The organism is Gymnodinialimonas ceratoperidinii, assembly GCF_019297855.1.
Classification (GTDB): domain Bacteria; phylum Pseudomonadota; class Alphaproteobacteria; order Rhodobacterales; family Rhodobacteraceae; genus Gymnodinialimonas; species Gymnodinialimonas ceratoperidinii.
This window is the reverse complement of record NZ_CP079194.1, coordinates 2,263,550-2,279,203: the sequence shown is the minus strand read 5'-3', so window position 1 is coordinate 2,279,203 and position 15,654 is coordinate 2,263,550. Positions and strand designations below refer to the sequence as shown.

At 63.6% G+C, this 15,654-nt stretch carries 13 protein-coding genes and 1 tRNA gene; 11 read left to right on the top strand and 3 right to left on the bottom strand.

All coding sequences use genetic code 11. The features are described 5' to 3' along the window. The first annotated feature begins 41 nt into the window (after nucleotides 1-41). From KYE46_RS11125 to msrB, 3 genes are all read left to right on the top strand, one after another. A complete protein-coding gene (locus tag KYE46_RS11125) occupies nucleotides 42-1,370 on the top strand; it encodes an HlyC/CorC family transporter (RefSeq protein WP_219000691.1) in 1,329 nt (442 codons plus the stop codon). Between the two features lie 215 nt (nucleotides 1,371-1,585). Beyond that, nucleotides 1,586-2,170 (top strand): fasciclin domain-containing protein, encoded by a 585-nt coding sequence (locus KYE46_RS11120; protein WP_428845056.1) that lies wholly within the window; start codon nucleotides 1,586-1,588, stop codon nucleotides 2,168-2,170. A gap of 194 nt (nucleotides 2,171-2,364) precedes the next feature. Continuing rightward, nucleotides 2,365-2,850 carry a peptide-methionine (R)-S-oxide reductase MsrB gene (gene msrB / locus KYE46_RS11115; RefSeq protein WP_219000690.1) on the top strand — a complete coding sequence of 162 codons (486 nt, stop codon included), beginning with the start codon at nucleotides 2,365-2,367 and terminating at the stop codon, nucleotides 2,848-2,850. Between the two features lie 43 nt (nucleotides 2,851-2,893). Here msrB and gpt read toward each other — a convergent pair whose 3' ends face one another. Both gpt and fabI read right to left on the bottom strand, forming a co-directional pair. Continuing rightward, nucleotides 2,894-3,412, bottom strand: a complete 519-nt coding sequence (gpt, locus tag KYE46_RS11110) for a xanthine phosphoribosyltransferase (RefSeq protein WP_219000689.1) — start codon at nucleotides 3,410-3,412, stop codon at nucleotides 2,894-2,896. A 1-nt stretch (nucleotide 3,413) separates the two neighbouring features. After that, on the bottom strand, nucleotides 3,414-4,226 hold the full coding sequence (fabI, locus tag KYE46_RS11105) for an enoyl-ACP reductase FabI (RefSeq protein WP_219000688.1): 813 nt from the start codon (nucleotides 4,224-4,226) through the stop codon (nucleotides 3,414-3,416). A 148-nt stretch (nucleotides 4,227-4,374) separates the two neighbouring features. On the opposite strand from fabI, the gene pdxH reads away from it, so the two are divergent. The 8 genes from pdxH (at nucleotide 4,375) to modC (ending at nucleotide 13,445) form a co-directional block, all read left to right on the top strand. Beyond that, nucleotides 4,375-4,995: a pyridoxamine 5'-phosphate oxidase gene (gene pdxH / locus KYE46_RS11100; protein WP_219000687.1), complete on the top strand. Its 621-nt coding sequence runs from the start codon at nucleotides 4,375-4,377 to the stop codon at nucleotides 4,993-4,995. 126 nt (nucleotides 4,996-5,121) lie between these two features. After that, nucleotides 5,122-5,667, top strand: a complete 546-nt coding sequence (locus KYE46_RS11095; protein WP_219000686.1) for a cold-shock protein — start codon at nucleotides 5,122-5,124, stop codon at nucleotides 5,665-5,667. 61 nt (nucleotides 5,668-5,728) lie between these two features. Then, entirely contained in the window at nucleotides 5,729-6,223 is a 495-nt protein-coding gene (locus KYE46_RS11090) for a DUF192 domain-containing protein (RefSeq protein ID WP_247716819.1), read from the top strand. Between the two features lie 59 nt (nucleotides 6,224-6,282). After that, nucleotides 6,283-6,359, top strand: a tRNA-Pro gene (locus KYE46_RS11085). A gap of 604 nt (nucleotides 6,360-6,963) precedes the next feature. Further along, complete coding sequence (locus KYE46_RS11080) at nucleotides 6,964-10,641, top strand: vitamin B12-dependent ribonucleotide reductase (protein WP_219000685.1); 3,678 nt, start codon at nucleotides 6,964-6,966, stop codon at nucleotides 10,639-10,641. A gap of 323 nt (nucleotides 10,642-10,964) precedes the next feature. Beyond that, the gene (modA, locus tag KYE46_RS11075; RefSeq protein ID WP_219000684.1) at nucleotides 10,965-11,705 is read left to right on the top strand and encodes a molybdate ABC transporter substrate-binding protein; all 741 of its coding nucleotides are present in this window, start codon (nucleotides 10,965-10,967) and stop codon (nucleotides 11,703-11,705) included. Beyond that, complete coding sequence (modB, locus tag KYE46_RS11070; protein WP_219000683.1) at nucleotides 11,702-12,403, top strand: molybdate ABC transporter permease subunit; 702 nt, start codon at nucleotides 11,702-11,704, stop codon at nucleotides 12,401-12,403. Before modA ends, modB begins: the two co-directional genes overlap by 4 nt. Continuing rightward, entirely contained in the window at nucleotides 12,396-13,445 is a 1,050-nt protein-coding gene (gene modC / locus KYE46_RS11065; protein ID WP_219000682.1) for a molybdenum ABC transporter ATP-binding protein, read from the top strand. Before modB ends, modC begins: the two co-directional genes overlap by 8 nt. Nucleotides 13,446-13,467: 22 nt before the next feature. Here modC and KYE46_RS11060 read toward each other — a convergent pair whose 3' ends face one another. Continuing rightward, nucleotides 13,468-15,582, bottom strand: coding sequence for a dipeptide ABC transporter ATP-binding protein (locus tag KYE46_RS11060; protein WP_219000681.1), 2,115 nt, complete (start codon nucleotides 15,580-15,582; stop codon nucleotides 13,468-13,470). Nucleotides 15,583-15,654: the final 72 nt, after the last annotated feature.

Genomic DNA, 15,654 nt, shown 5'->3' with positions numbered 1-15,654 from the left:
GCGCCCTTGAACGCTTGGCGACGCGGCCCCATAACCTCCCCATGGAAAACGACACCCCCTTTTTCGATCCGACCGCGCTGAGTGATCCAACCACCTGGATCGTCGCCGCGGTGATCTTTGCCTTGCTGATCTTCTCGGGCTTCTTCTCCGGCTCCGAGACAGCGCTCACGGCGGCCTCGCGCGGCAAGTTGCGCTCCATGGCCGACAAGGATGACCGCTCCGCCAAAGGGGCGCAGAAGGCGTTGGATCTCAAGGAAGACAACGAGCGTCTGATCGGCGGCATCCTTCTGGGCAATAACCTCGTGAACATCCTCGCGACCTCGCTCGCGACGGTGCTTTTCACGACGCTGCTTGGCGAAGGCGCCATCGTGGCCGCGACGCTGGTGATGACGGCGCTGGTGCTGATCTTCGCCGAGGTGCTGCCCAAGACCTATGCCATCACCAACCCCGAAACCTCCGCCGCCCGCATCGCGCGGCCGATCGCGCTGATCATCGCGTTGATCGCGCCGGTCGTCACCGTGGTCCGCTTCGTCGTGCGCGGCGTGCTGCGCCTCTTCGGCCTGCGGATCGAGGCGGGCGCCAACATGTTGTCGGTCCGCGAAGAGATCATGGGCGCGTTGACCATCGGCCATCAGGAAGGCTCGGTCGAGAAGGAGCAGCGTGACCGGCTTCTGGGCGCGCTCGATCTGCATGAGCGGACGGTGGAAGAGATCATGCTGCATCGCTCAGGCATCGAGATGATCGACGCCGACGCCGACCCGCAGGAAATCCTCAGCCAGGCGCTGCAATCCCCGCACACGCGTCTGCCCGTGTTCCGCGACGACCCCGAGAACATCGTGGGCGTCGTCCATGCCAAGGACCTTCTGCGCGCAATTGACCGTCTGACGCGGGGCGAGAACGCGCCGGGCCTCGACAGCTTCGACATCTCGGCCGTCGCCATGAAGCCCTATTTCGTGCCGGAAACCACGACGCTCGACGATCAGATGCGCCAGTTCCTGCGCCGCCATACGCACTTCGCGCTCGTCGTGGATGAATATGGCGCGCTCGGCGGGTTGATCACGCTGGAAGATATCCTCGAAGAGATCGTCGGAGAGATCACCGATGAGTTTGATACCCCCGAGGCGCCGGTCCTGCGGCCCGATGCGGCGGGCAATTATACGATCGACGGCGCCATGACGATCCGCGACCTGAACCGCGCGACGGATTGGTCGCTGCCCGATGAAGAGGCCAATACCGTCGCGGGCCTCGTCATTCACGAGGCGCAGACGATCCCGCTGCCCGGCCAGTGTTTCGCCTTCCACGGCTTCCGGTTCGAGGTGGCGGGCCGCGATGCAAATCGGCTGACCAAGCTGAAAATCCGGCGCCTGTAGGGGCAGGGTGGAAGGCTCACGCGGCCCGTTAGGGCGTCTCTCGAGGCGCTCCCGCACGTCTTGGCGGGCGCTTGTTTGGAAATTTACACGTGAAAATTCATACGCTTAACGGCAACGCCAAATAATATCCCCTTTTTCTGAAACTCTTGTCGTTGTGGCTCCGTGTCTCCTGATGCCGTCGGGAAAACACCGGCGTATCCAACCAGGAGTTACTCATGACCTTCAATATCAAATCCAGCACACGCACCGTAACCGCCACCCTCGCCGGTGGCTTGATGGCCGTCGCCATGGCCTCCGGTGCCTTCGCGCAGTCCAACCCGACCGTGGGTGGCGCGCCGATGCTGGCCGAGCGCAACATCGTCGAGAACGCGGTCAACTCGCCGATCCACACGACGCTCGTCGCCGCCGTCGTCGAAGCCGGTCTCGCCGAGACCCTCTCGGGCGCTGGCCCCTTCACCGTATTCGCGCCCACCGACTCGGCCTTTGCCGCTCTGCCCGCCGGTAGCGTCGAGGCATTGCTCGAGCGTCGCAACCGCGACCGTCTCACGCAAATCCTGACCTGCCACGTCGTTCCGGCCGAGGCGTTCTCCAACACCATCGGCGGCATGATTTCCGGCAGCGGCGGTGCGCATCGCATCGAGACCGTCGGCGGCTGTGTCTTCACGGCGCGAATGTCGGGCGGCAACATCACGATCGAAGACGAGCAGGGCCGCGTTGCCACGGTCACCATCGCTGACGTTGATCAGTCCAACGGCGTGATCCACGTGATCGACACGGTGCTTCTGCCCTCCGCCATGTAAGGCGGCGGCCTGAGTGCCAATTAAACCAACCGCCCGGCCAGAATGAGAATGCTACAGCATGATCTGGCCGGGAGCCCCGCGCGGCGGCGAGCCGGGTGGCGATCAAAAGCCACCGCGATCTCGGACCTCTGGCCTCGTTTCCAGGCCGACTTCACTCGCTCCCGCGCAATTTCATCATCAACCGGAGGACGACCATGCATCGACGCGCTTTCCTTATCTCAGGCACCAGCCTGTCCCTTGCGACCCTCGCGGCGCAGCCTCTCCGCGCCGATGTCATGGCCGAAGGCCCGTTCGAGGTCACCCGGACCGAGGCCGAATGGCGCGCCATTCTCTCGGATGCCTCTTATGCCGTGATGCGCGAAGGCGCGACGGAGCGGGCCTATTCCAGCCCGCTGCACGAAGAATTCCGCGCCGGCACGTTCCATTGCCGGGGCTGCGACCTGCCGCTCTATTCGTCGGAAGTGAAATACGACAGCGGCACCGGCTGGCCGAGCTTTACGGAAGCCCTGCCCAATGCCATCGGCACGATGGAAGACCGCAGCTTCATCTTTCAGGTGCGCACGGAATGCCATTGCCGCCGCTGCGGCAGCCATCTGGGCCACATTCTGGATGATGGTCCCCCGCCCGCGGGCCTGCGTCACTGCCTGAACGGGGTCTCGCTGGTCTTCCGCACGGCCTGACACCCGGCCTCGACGCTCGGACGAACCCGGCCTTACCGCGGCATCAATCCTTGCCGCGGTAGGGCTCGACGTATTGCAGCGCCATGTCCCAGGGGAAGAAGATCCACGTGTCCTGCGACACGCCGGTGATGAAGGTATCGACCATCGGCTCGCCCTCGGGCTTGGCGTAGACCGTGGCGAAATGCGCCTTCGGATAGAGCGAGCGGACCAGTTCCAGCGTCTTGCCGCTGTCCACCAGATCATCGACGATCAGAACGCCCTCGCCATCGCCCATCACTGCGTCGTCGGGTGATTTCAGCACCTTCGCCTCGCGGCGCTGGTCGGCCTTGCCGCCGCCCGAGTGGTAGGAGACGACCGAGATCGTGTCGACGGTGCGAATGTCCAACTCGCGCGCGACGATCATCGCGGGCGCCATGCCGCCGCGGGTGATCGCCACGACCGCGCGCCAACCGCCGTCATCGGGGCCCTTGCCGTCCAGACGCCAGGCCAGCGCGCGGCTGTCGCGGTGGATCTGGTCCCAGGAGATGTGAAAACCCTTTTCGTGGGGAAGCTGCGTGCTCATCTCACTCGCCCTTCTTCTCGAGGCTCATGTCCGGCGCCTCGGGGTTCTTCATGCCGATGACGTGATAGCCCGCGTCGACGTGGTGGACCTCGCCGGTCACCGCGCTGCCCAGGTCCGACAGCAGGTAAAGCGCCGATTTGCCGACTTCCTCCTGCGTGACGGTGCGGCGCAGGGGCGAGTTGTTCTCGTTCCACTTCAGGATGTAGCGGAAATCGCCGATGCCCGATGCGGCCAGCGTCTTGATCGTGCCCGCCGAGATCGCGTTGACGCGGATGCCATCGCGGCCCAGGTCCTCGGCCAGATACATCACCGAAGCCTCCAGCGCGGCCTTGGCCACGCCCATGACGTTGTAGTGCGGCATCACCTTCTCGGCGCCGTAATAGGTGAGCGTCAGCAGCGAGCCGCCTTCGTTCATCATCTTCTCGGCGCGCTGGCAGACAGCGGTGAAGGAATAGACCGAGATGTTCATCGTCATCTCGAAGTTCGCGGGCGAAGTCTCGACATAGCGGCCGCGCAACTCGCTTTTGTCCGAGAAGCCGATGGCGTGAACGACGAAATCGAGGGTGCCCCATTCCTCTTCCAGTTTCTTGAACAGCGCGTCGAGCGAGGCCTCGTCACTCACATCGCAAGGGATCATGAGGTTGGAGCCCAGTTGCTCGGCCAGCGGACCCACACGCTTGAGCAGCGCATCGCCCTGATACGAGAACGCCAGTTCCGCGCCCTCCGCGGCGACCGCCTTGGCGATCCCCCATGCGATGGATTTATCATTCGCCAGGCCCATGATCAGACCCCGTTTACCGTCCATCAAACCCATCGTGCTGTCCCATTCGCTTATACGTTTGTTGACACTCTCTTAGGGCGTCGCCTGCATGGCATCAAGAACTAGGCGCGTCGCGGTGGCTCTTGCCGGTCGTGCTGTTGCCCGCTAGCTCAGGAGAGGAAACCCGATCTGGAGGCAGGGAATGAACGAGAGAACCGGTATTTTTGCAGGCGATGACCCCTTCGTTCTGGCACAGAGCTGGCTGGCGGAAGCCGAAGCCGCCGAGCCCAATGACCCCAACGCGATCGCGCTTTCCACGGTGGACGCCAGCGGGATGCCGAATGCGCGAATGGTGCTTCTGAAAGAGATCGAAGCGCCGGGCGCGGGGCAGGGCGGGTTCGTGTTCTACACCAACTACGGCTCCGCCAAGGGGCAGGAGATCGACGCCACCGGCAAGGCCGCCTTCGTGATGCATTGGAAGAGCCTCCGCCGTCAGGTGCGCGTGCGCGGCACGACCGAGAGGGAAGAGGGGCCGCAGGCTGACGCCTACTACAAGTCCCGCTCGCTCAAGAGCCGTCTGGGTGCCTGGGCCTCGGACCAGTCCAAGCCGCTGAAGAGCCGCACCTCGCTGATGGCCGATGTCGCCCGGATCACGGCCGAGAAAGGCACCGATCCCGAGCGCCCGCCGTTCTGGGGTGGCTTCCGCATCATCCCGACCGAAATCGAGTTCTGGGCCGACGGCGCGTTCCGGCTGCATGATCGGTTTCAATGGCGCCGCGCCGGTCCGGATCAGCCATGGACCGTCCAGCGCCTCAACCCCTAGTTTACCCTAAGGCAACCTGACTTTAGTGTTGCCAATATGCAATTTCACGTAACGTGAAATTGCAACCCTTTGAAATCGTGCCCTTGTTTGGGCTTGTGCGCACCCCCCATGATGCCACCATTAACCATGTTTAATGCGGTAGGAGAGTTCGTCTTGGGTTGCGCAGAAAGCAGTGCCAACAGCGCCAAGGTAACGGGCCAGGTCAAGTGGTTTGACACCACGAAAGGGTTCGGCTTCGTGCTGTCCGATGAGGGCGGCCCGGATATCCTTCTGCATGCCAATGTTCTGCGGAATTTTGGCCGGGGCTCCATTACCGAGGGCGCGCGCGTCATGTTGCGCGCTCAAACCACCGACCGGGGCGTTCAGGCGGTTGAGGTCATCGCGATCGAGGCGACCGAGGAAGAGCTGCCGGTGCGCACGCGTCCGGCGCCCGAGCTTCCAGACGCCACGGATGTCCCCCTGGTTGCCGCGCGGGTGAAATGGTTCGACCGCGAGAAGGGGTTCGGTTTCGCCAACGTCTTCAAGAAGTCCGAAGATGTGTTCGTTCACGTCGAAGTGTTGCGGCGCTCCGGGTTTACGGAGTTGCAGCCGGGCGAGGCGATTGCCATGAAGGTGGTCGAGGGTCCGCGCGGCAAGATGGCTGCCGAGGTGCGTACCTGGGACGCGATATAGGCGCCTCTCTCCGATTGCGGGGCGATGGCGCTGCGACGGCAACGAGACGAGGTCTGATCTGATGCGAAACGCCCTTCCCGGACTGATGACATTCGCGGCGACATTGGCCACGGCGGCGGCTCTCGCGCAGCCGGCACAGGCGCGGTGCAGCGAAGACCGTGTGGAGCTGCGCGGCGATTGGGGAACGGCGCGATTCCGTGTCGAAGTGGCCGACGACGTGCAGGAACGCGCCCGCGGCCTGATGCACGTGGCCGAGATGCCACGGCTGGCGGGGATGCTCTTCGTCTATGACCGACCGCAGCACGTCAGCTTCTGGATGGAGAACACGCTGATCCCCCTCGACATGATTTTCGTAGGTGAGACGGGCGAGGTCCTCAACATTCACGAGAACGCCATCCCGCTCGACCGCACCCCGATCCCGGGGGGCAGTGATGACATCGTCTATGTGCTCGAGATCAACGGCGGCATGGCCGAGACCCTGGGCATCGATGTGGGCTCTGAAATGCGCCATACCTCTGTTGCGCAGGAAACGGCGCTCTGGCCCTGTTCCGACTAAGATATCGGGCATGAGGGCTTGCACACCCTGCCTGTCTCTGGATAAGAGCAGCGCACGGTCGGGGCGTGGCGCAGTCTGGTAGCGCACCTGTTTTGGGTACAGGGGGTCGTGAGTTCGAATCTCGCCGCCCCGACCACTTTTCCAGCAGATCCCGGATTTCGTAGCCAAAGGGCTCGGTATCTCCGCATATGGTGTTGTCTGTGACTTTTCTGTCATAGGGGCGCTATATGTTGTGTCTGGGGAATCTCACCGGAATCTGCGGGGGATCTGTCGCGAGTCCGAGGGTGCCTTACGCTACGTGACATGCACGCCGTCGGCTATCCCGCCTGCTTTAAAGGAAAACCCTTTAAAGGTTAACGCGCAGCCCTCGGTGACGGAATCACCCGGGCCTTCGAGGCGGATACAACTGGGCTCGATTGCAAGATTTTTTTCCTGTGGAATTTTAGGAAAAAGAGATTGACCGGCTTGGTCCAAATACGTCACTTAGTGTTTGTCGGCTCAAGCGCTACCACATATAGCGCATGTCGGCGGGGGCAGAGGGACACCTCAGCAAGGACGATACGGAAACACGATTTGACTGCCGACCGCGGCTCTACTGCGGGCGACCGGACAGATGCGCGTCTTCGATTGGTTATCCGCTCCGCAGAAATAGAACGGTCAGAGGGCAGAAGACCCTGGCAGACCGCTTTTCAATGGGATTTGGGCCGGCAGGCTCTGGTGAGAGATAAAGAGGCAGATTCATGAAGATTGAACGGCGATTTACCCGCGACGGCGCAGATGTTTACGCGGACCAGACTTTCACGACGACGACGTCGGAAATTCGCAACCCGGACGGGACGGTCGTGTTCAAGCTCGACAATGTCGAGGTGCCCGCTGGCTGGAGCCAGGTCGCGTCGGATGTGATCGCCCAGAAATACTTCCGCAAGGCAGGCGTTCCTGCCGCGACGAAGCCCGTGAAGGAAAAGGGTGTGCCCGTATTCCTTCAGCGCCGCGTGGCCGACGAGAAGGCGTTGGAGGCTATGCCGGAAGATCAGCGTTATGGTGGCGAGACGTCCGCCAAGCAGGTCTTCCGGCGCCTTGCCGGTGCATGGGCCTACTGGGGCTGGAAAGGTGGCTACTTCACCACCGAGGCCGACGCGCAGGCCTATTTCGAGGAAATGCAGCTGATGCTGGCGCGCCAGATGGCCGCGCCCAACAGCCCGCAGTGGTTCAACACCGGCCTGCATTGGGCCTATGGCATCGACGGTCCAGCGCAGGGCCACCATTATGTCGACTACAAGACCGGCAAGCTGACGAAATCGACCTCGTCCTACGAGCACCCGCAGCCCCACGCCTGCTTCATTCAGGGCGTGCAGGACGATCTGGTGAACGACGGCGGCATCATGGACCTCTGGGTCCGCGAGGCGCGCCTGTTCAAATACGGCTCGGGCACCGGCACCAACTTCAGCCATCTGCGTGGCGAAGGTGAGAAGCTGTCGGGTGGCGGCAAATCCTCCGGCCTGATGGGCTTCCTGAAGATCGGCGACCGCGCGGCGGGCGCGATCAAGTCCGGCGGCACCACCCGTCGGGCGGCCAAGATGGTCATCGTCGATGCCGATCACCCCGATATCGAGGAATTCATCGACTGGAAGGTGCTGGAAGAGCAGAAAGTGGCCTCCATCGTCGCCGGCTCCAAGATGCACGAGAAGATGCTCAACGGGATCTTCGGCGCGATTAAGACGTGGGACGGCTCGCTCGATGACGCCGTGGACCCCACCAAGAACGAGGCGCTGAAGCAGGCAATCCGCGAGGCCAAAAAGGTCGCGATCCCCGAGACTTACGTGAAGCGCGTGCTGGATTATGCCAAGCAGGGTCACACCTCGATCGAATTCCCGACCTACGACACGGATTGGGACAGCGAGGCCTATAACTCGGTCTCCGGCCAGAACTCCAACAACTCCATCCGCGTGACCGACGCCTTCCTCAAGGCCGTCGAGAACGACGGCGACTGGGAGCTTCTCAACCGCCGCGATGGCAAGGTCGCCAAGACGATCAAGGCCCGCGATCTGTGGGAGAAGGTCGGCCACGCTGCCTGGGCCTGTGCCGATCCCGGCATCCAGTACCACGACACCGTCAACGCCTGGCACACCTGCCCGGAAGACGGCGAGATCCGCGGTTCCAACCCGTGCTCCGAGTACATGTTCCTCGACGACACGGCCTGTAACCTCGCCTCGATGAACCTGCTGACCTTCTACAACAACGGCACGTTCGACGCGGAAAGCTACATCCACGCCTGCCGTCTGTGGACGCTGACGCTGGAAATCTCCGTGATGATGGCGCAGTTCCCCTCGCAGGAAATCGCGCAGCGGTCCTACGACTTCCGGACCCTCGGTCTCGGCTTTGCCAACATCGGCGGCCTGCTGATGAACATGGGTCACTCCTATGACTCCTCCGAGGGCCGTGCCCTCTGCGGCGCGCTCACCGCGATCATGACCGGCGTGGCCTATGCCACCTCCGCCGAGATCGCTTCGGAGCTTGGCCCCTTCGCTGGCTATGCGAAAAACCGCGAGCACATGCTGCGGGTGATCCGCAACCATCGCAACGCGGCCTACGGCAAGACCGACGGCTACGAGGCGGTCAACGTGAACCCCGTCGCGCTCGATCACGCCAACTGCCCCGACCAGACGCTGGTTGGTCTTGCGAAACAGGCATGGGACGAGGCGCTGACCCTCGGTGAGGCCCATGGCTACCGCAACGCGCAAGCCACGGTCATCGCGCCCACCGGCACCATCGGTCTGGTGATGGATTGTGACACCACCGGCATCGAGCCCGACTTCGCCCTGGTGAAGTTCAAGAAGCTCGCCGGCGGCGGTTACTTCAAGATCATCAACCAGTCGGTCCCGGCGGCACTGGAAGGCCTCGGCTATTCCTCCAGCCAGATCGAAGAGATCATCGCCTATGCGGTCGGCCACGGCACCATCGGTCAGGCCCCCGGCATCAACCACACCAGCCTGATCGGCCACGGCTTCGGCCCGGCGGAAATCGCCAAGATCGAAGAGGCACTGCCTCAGGCATTCGACATCCGCTTCGTGTTCAACCAGTGGACCCTCGGCGCGGACTTCTGCACCGAAACCCTTGGAATCCCTGCGGAAAAACTGAACGATCCCACGTTCGACCTGCTGCGTCACCTCGGCTTCTCCAAGGCCGATATCGAGGCGGCAAACGATCACGTCTGTGGGACCATGACCTTGGAGGGCGCACCGTTCCTCAAGGACGAGCACCTGAGCGTGTTCGACTGCGCGAACCCCTGCGGGAAGAAGGGCAAGCGGTACCTGAGCGTGGATAGCCATATCCACATGATGGCCGCCGCCCAGTCCTTCATCTCGGGTGCGATCTCCAAGACGATCAACATGGCCAACCACGCCTCGATCGAGGATTGCCAGAAAGCCTACGAGCTCTCCTGGTCCCTCGGCGTCAAGGCCAACGCGCTCTACCGTGACGGCTCCAAGCTGTCGCAGCCGCTCGCCGCGGCCCTGGTGGAAGACGACGACGACGCCGCCGAAATCCTCGAGACCGGCACACCGCAGCAGAAGGCCAACGTGCTGGCCGAGAAGGTCGTGGAGAAGATCATCGTCAAGGAGATCGCCCGCGGCCGCGAGAAGATGCCTCAGCGTCGCAAGGGCTACACCCAGAAAGCCATCGTGGGCGGCCACAAGGTCTACCTGCGGACCGGCGAATATGCCGACGGCAACCTGGGCGAAATCTTCATCGACATGCACAAGGAAGGTGCCGGTTTCCGGGCGATGATGAACAACTTCGCCATCGCGGTTTCGGTCGGCCTGCAATACGGCGTACCGCTGGAGGAGTTCGTGGACGCCTTCACCTTCACCAAGTTCGAGCCCTCGGGCATGGTGCAGGGCAACGAGACGATCAAGAACGCGACCTCGATCCTCGACTACATCTTCCGCGAGCTGGCCGTGTCCTATCTGGACCGCACCGATCTTGCCCACGTCCAGCCCGAAGGCGAGACCTTCGACAGCGTGGGTCGGGGACAGGACGAGGGTGTGCGCAACTTCGAGGAAGTGCCGGGTTCCCGCGCCACGTCCGCCGTCGATGTGCTCAAGCAGGTGGCTTCCACCGGCTACCTCCGCAACCGCGCCCCGCAGGAGCTTCACGTGCTGCAGGGCGGCGTCAGCACCGATCCGGTCGCCACGCTGGAAACCCTCGTGCCCGAGACCAAGTCGGGCGGCGGGACCATGGCGGCAGCCACGTCGACCACGGCTGTCTCCACCGGCTCCGTCTCCATCGACGCCCGCACAAAGGCAAAGATGCAGGGTTACGAGGGCGAGGCTTGCGGCGAATGCGGCAACTATACGCTGGTGCGCAACGGCACCTGCATGAAGTGCAACACCTGCGGCGGGACGTCCGGGTGTAGCTGACACAACACCGGGGGCGGCACTGTCCGCCCCCGTTCCCATTCGGGTGCCGGGGTCCTCACCAGACCCGGCACCTGAGTTCCGGGGCGGGTGCGCTCGCCCTTGACGCTGATCAGGCCGCAGGCAGAACACGACGGGCAGTCAAATATGAGAGTCTGGTTAGCGAACCTCGGGGAGGGCCTGGTGCCCTCCCTTTTTTCTTTTCCACGTAGCGCCGGACACGTGTTTTCTGAGCAATCACAACAGGTTCCAATGTGACGCTGACGTGATGGCGAGCAGCGCGAGGGCGCTTGCCGAAGATCGCGCGGCGGGCGATAGTCTCGGCCATGCGGTCGTTTTTCCTCACCTGGCTACTTTGCACAATGATCGCGGCGCCGGCGCGTGCGGAAGACGTGCTCGTGTTTGCCGCCGCCAGCTTGGCCGGGCCCCTCGATGCGGTGGTGGCGGATTTCGAGCGCGACACCGGCCATGGGGTTTCGGTTTCCTACGGCGGGTCATCGACGCTGGCCCGACAGATCGAGGCTGGTGCCCCCGCGGATCTGGTTCTCCTCGCCAATGAAGACTGGATGGACCAACTGGAGAACGCTGCGCTTCTGGAACCGGAGACACGGCGGGCGCTGCTCAGCAACTGCCTCGTGCTCATCGGCGCAGACGGAGCCGCGGCGAGTTTTGACACGCTCGCGCAGGATATCGGATCCGAGCGATTGGCGCTCGCCCTGACCGACGCCGTGCCCGCCGGAATTTACGCCCGTGCCGCGCTCGAGGCGCAGGGGCACTGGGACGACGTGCGCGCTCAGGTGATTGAGACCGACAACGTCCGCGCCGCGCTGCAACTGGTCGCGCTCGGCGCGGCGCGCTACGGGATCGTTTATGCCACCGACACCGCCCAGGAACCGCGCGTGACGGTCCTCTCGGAAATACCCGAGGCCACGCATCCCGCAATCACATACCCCGTGGCCTTGACCCCAAGGGGCGGAGAAGCCGCGGAAGCTCTCTTGCAGGCCCTGACCGGACCCGCCGCGCGGGCGATATTCACCGAGGCAGGGTTCGGGGTGGTCGCGGAATGAGTGGCTTTCTTGGCCCCGCCGAATGGGAAGCCGTGGCGCTATCTTTGCGCGTCGCCCTGACGGCGACGGCCTTCAGCCTCCCACTTGGGATCGTTGTGGCCTATATCCTTGCCCGCAAACGCTTTTTCGGCCACGGGCTTCTTAACGGGCTGGTCCATCTGCCGCTGATCCTGCCGCCCGTCGTCACCGGCTACCTGCTCCTGATCAGCTTTGGTCCGCAGGCGCCTCTGGGGTCTTTGCTGGAGGCGATGGGTCTGGGCGTGGCCTTCCGTTGGACCGGGGCGGCGCTGGCGGCCGCGATCATGGCGTTCCCGCTGATGGTGCGTGCGATCCGCCTCTCGCTGGAGGCCGTGGACCCGAAGCTGGAAGAGACAGCCAGCACCCTTGGCGCGTCAAGGTTAAGGGTGTTTACCACGATTACCTTACCGCTCATGGCGCCGGGCATCCTGACGGGGACGGTCCTCGCCTTCGCCAAGGCAATGGGCGAGTTCGGCGCGACGATCACCTTCGTGTCCAACATCCCCGGCCAGACCCGCACCGTCCCCTCGGCGATCTACGCCTTCTTGCAGGTGCCCGGTGGCGAGGGTGCGGCCTGGCGGTTGGTCGTCGTTTCGGTCGTGGTGGCGATGGGCGCGCTTCTGGTGTCCGAGATCATGGCGCGGCGGGTCGGCAAGCGGATCGGGCGGCAGGATGCTTGAGGTCCGGATCAAACACGCCTTCCAAGGGTTCACCCTCGATGTGGACTTCGAGGCGCCGACCGGCGTGACCGCACTCTTCGGCCGATCTGGCGCCGGAAAAACGAGCGTTGCCAAGGCTGTAGCGGGTGTTCTTCACGCAGACGAGGCGCGGGTCAAGGTGGCCGGTGGTGCCATCGACGGCTTGCCGGTTCCGCGACGCCGCATCGGCTACGTCTTTCAGGAACCGCGCCTCTTCCCGCATATGTCGGTGCGCAACAATCTGCGCTACGGGATGCGCGGGGGCGCGATGGGGCCAATTGTCGAGATGTTGGGGATCGGCGATCTTCTGGACCGCCGCCCCGGCGCCTTGTCGGGCGGCGAGGCACAAAGGGTTGCAATCGGGCGCGCCCTGCTGAGCCAACCGCGGTTGCTGATCCTCGACGAGCCGCTCGCGGCGCTCGACGACGCACGCAAGGCCGAGATCCTGCCGTACCTCGAACGGTTGCGCGATGACGTCGGCATCCCGATCCTCTACGTCTCTCACTCCGTGGCCGAAATCGCGCGTCTCGCCACCACGGTCGTCGCGATGGAGGCTGGCCGCGTCATGCGCGTGGGACCAACTGCCGAGGTATTGTCAGACCCCGACGTGGTGCCGATCATCGGCGTGCGCGAGGCAGGGGCCTTGGTGGAAGTCACTGTCGCCGCCCATCACGACGATGGGTTAACGGCGTTAACCTGGTCCGCCGGAGAACTGCTGCTTCCCCATGTTTCGCAGCCGGTCGGCGCAAGATTGCGCGTTCGCATCGAGGCTCAGGACATCATGCTTGCGGCGTCTCGGCCCGAGGGTATATCGGCGCTGAACGTGGTCCCGGTCACGGCAATCGCGCTGCGCGACGGAGCGGGGCCGGGGGTCATCGTGCAGCTGCGCGCGGGCGATGACCTGCTGCTCGCCCGCGTCACCGGGCGCTCTGCGAAGGCAATGGCACTGGCGCCGGGATGGCAGGGCTTTGCCGTGGTGAAATCTGTCGCCGTCGCCGCCGGGAACATCGGCAGCGCGGGCTGATCCTGCTCCAGCGGCCTGATGCCTATTCCGCCGCGATCTTGATCACCGGCTCCATCCGCTTGAGGATATCGTCGGCGAGATGGCACTTGATCTGATGACCACTCGCCAGCGTCTTCATCGGCGGCACCTGCTCCTCGCAGAGGTTGCCGGGCACTTCGGATTTCCAGTTGCACCGCGTCTGGAACGGGCAGCCGGGGGGCGGGTCCATGGCCGAGGGGATGTCGCCTTCCAGCACGATGTGCTTTTTCTCGACGGAGGTATCGGCGATGGGCACAGCCGACAAAAGCGCCTCGGTGTAGGGATGATAGGGCGGGCTGAATACCTGGTTCGTGTCACCGATCTCCACCACATGGCCGAGGTACATCACCATCACCCGGTCGCTCAGATACCGCACGATGCTGAGGTCGTGGGAGATGAACAGCAGCGTGGTCTTCTCGCGGCGTTGGATCTCCATCAGCAGGTCGGTCACGGCGGCCTGTACAGAGACATCGAGCGCCGAAACGGGCTCGTCCGCCACCACGATATTGGCGTCACCGGCAAAGGCGCGGGCGATGCCGACGCGCTGTTTCTGGCCGCCTGACAGCTGACGCGGCATCCGGTCCGCGAAGGCGCGCGGCAGCTTCACGAGGTCGAGCAGTTCCAGCATCCGGTTGCGCCGGTCGGCATCGCTTTTGCCGATCTTGAAGACCTCGAGCGCGCGGATAATCTGACGGCCCACGGTCATCGAGGGGTTGAGCGTGTCGAAGGGGTTCTGGAACACCATCTGCACGTTCGAGACTGTCTTTGTGTCCCGCTCCTCGATCGCCGTACCCTGGATTTCCTTGCCGCCCATGACGATGGTGCCATCGGTCGCCGTCTCCAGCCCCATCAGCACTTTCGCGAGGGTGGATTTACCGCAGCCGGATTCGCCCACGATGGCCAACGTCTCGGATTCGCGGGCCTCGAAGCTTAAGGTTTCGTTGGCTTTTACGACTTTCTTGTCGCCGCCTCCGAAGAGGGCGTTGGCTGCGACCTCGTAGTATTTCTTCAGGTTGTCGACCTTCAGGACCACGTCGCCGATGGGGGCCTTTTCGGTTGTCGCGGCAAGCTCGATCGGGGCGTTCCAGTCGATCTCGTCAAAGCGGATGCAGCGGGTTGCGTGGCGATCGTTGCCGGGCACCGTGATCATCGGGATCGGCTGCGCGTCGCAGCGGCCTTCGACGAAATAGTCGCAGCGGGGGCCGAAGTTGCAACCGGGCGGGCGCTCGTGGGGCAGGGGGAAGTTGCCGGGGATCGCCACGAGGGGGCGCGCGTTCTTGTCGGCGCCGGGCAACGGGATCGAGCGGAAGAGCGCCTGCGTATAAGGGTGCTGCATCTCGTCGAAGACATCCTCGATGGAGCCGGTCTCCACCGCCTCGCCGGAGTACATGACGCAGAGCCGGTCGCAGGTTTCCAGCACCAGCCCGAGGTTGTGGGAGATGAACAGCATCGAGGTGCCGTATTTCTCGCCCAGACCCTTCACCAGATCGACGATGCCCGCTTCCACGGTCACGTCGAGCGCCGTTGTCGGTTCATCAAGGATCAGCAAGGAAGGCTTTGACATCAACGCCATAGCGATCACGATACGCTGTTGCTGGCCGCCGGAAAGCTGGTGCGGATAGCTCTTCAGCATCCGCTCGGGGTCGGGCAGGCGGACGTCGCGCACCACTTCCAAAGCGAGATCATAGGCGTCTTTCTCGGAGGCGCCTTCGTGGATCATCGGCACTTCCATCAGCTGCTTGCCGATCTTCATGGCCGGGTTCAGGGAGGCCATCGGCTCCTGATAGATCATCGCGATCTCGGACCCGCGCAGGTCGCGCAGCTCTTCGGGCGACATCTGGTTCAGGTCTCGGCCCTTGAACTTGATGGTGCCGCCGACGATGCGCCCGTTGACGCCCAGATCCTGCATGACGCCAAGCGCCACGGTGGATTTGCCGCAGCCGCTCTCGCCCACCAGACCCATCGCTTCGCCGGGCATCACCGTGCAGGAGAAATCCATCACGGCGGGGATTTCGCGCAGGCGGGTGAAGAATGAGATCGAGAGATTCTCGATTTCCAGAATCGGGCCGTCGTAGCGTTCCGGGACAGCTTTGACGTCGTCTGCGATGGTATCGACCATGTTAGTTTTCCTTAACTGACCGGCCTGTCGGCGGCTGTGACTTTGGTACACCGGGCTGTACACACCCTGTGC

Bases quoted from the DNA above. Each gene is read 5' to 3' on its own strand.
- KYE46_RS11120 (WP_428845056.1), top strand. From the start codon at position 1,586: ATGACCTTCAATATCAAATCCAGCACACGCACCGTAACCGCCACCCTC.
- gpt (WP_219000689.1), bottom strand. From the start codon at position 3,412: ATGAGCACGCAGCTTCCCCACGAAAAGGGTTTTCACATCTCCTGGGAC.
- pdxH (WP_219000687.1), top strand. From the start codon at position 4,375: ATGAACGAGAGAACCGGTATTTTTGCAGGCGATGACCCCTTCGTTCTG.
- KYE46_RS11060 (WP_219000681.1), bottom strand. From the start codon at position 15,582: ATGGTCGATACCATCGCAGACGACGTCAAAGCTGTCCCGGAACGCTAC.
- KYE46_RS11125 (WP_219000691.1), top strand. From the start codon at position 42: ATGGAAAACGACACCCCCTTTTTCGATCCGACCGCGCTGAGTGATCCA.
- modC (WP_219000682.1), top strand. From the start codon at position 12,396: ATGCTTGAGGTCCGGATCAAACACGCCTTCCAAGGGTTCACCCTCGAT.
- fabI (WP_219000688.1), bottom strand. From the start codon at position 4,226: ATGGGTTTGATGGACGGTAAACGGGGTCTGATCATGGGCCTGGCGAAT.
- KYE46_RS11095 (WP_219000686.1), top strand. From the start codon at position 5,122: ATGTTTAATGCGGTAGGAGAGTTCGTCTTGGGTTGCGCAGAAAGCAGT.
- KYE46_RS11080 (WP_219000685.1), top strand. From the start codon at position 6,964: ATGAAGATTGAACGGCGATTTACCCGCGACGGCGCAGATGTTTACGCG.
- modB (WP_219000683.1), top strand. From the start codon at position 11,702: ATGAGTGGCTTTCTTGGCCCCGCCGAATGGGAAGCCGTGGCGCTATCT.
- KYE46_RS11090 (WP_247716819.1), top strand. From the start codon at position 5,729: ATGCGAAACGCCCTTCCCGGACTGATGACATTCGCGGCGACATTGGCC.
- msrB (WP_219000690.1), top strand. From the start codon at position 2,365: ATGCATCGACGCGCTTTCCTTATCTCAGGCACCAGCCTGTCCCTTGCG.
- modA (WP_219000684.1), top strand. From the start codon at position 10,965: ATGCGGTCGTTTTTCCTCACCTGGCTACTTTGCACAATGATCGCGGCG.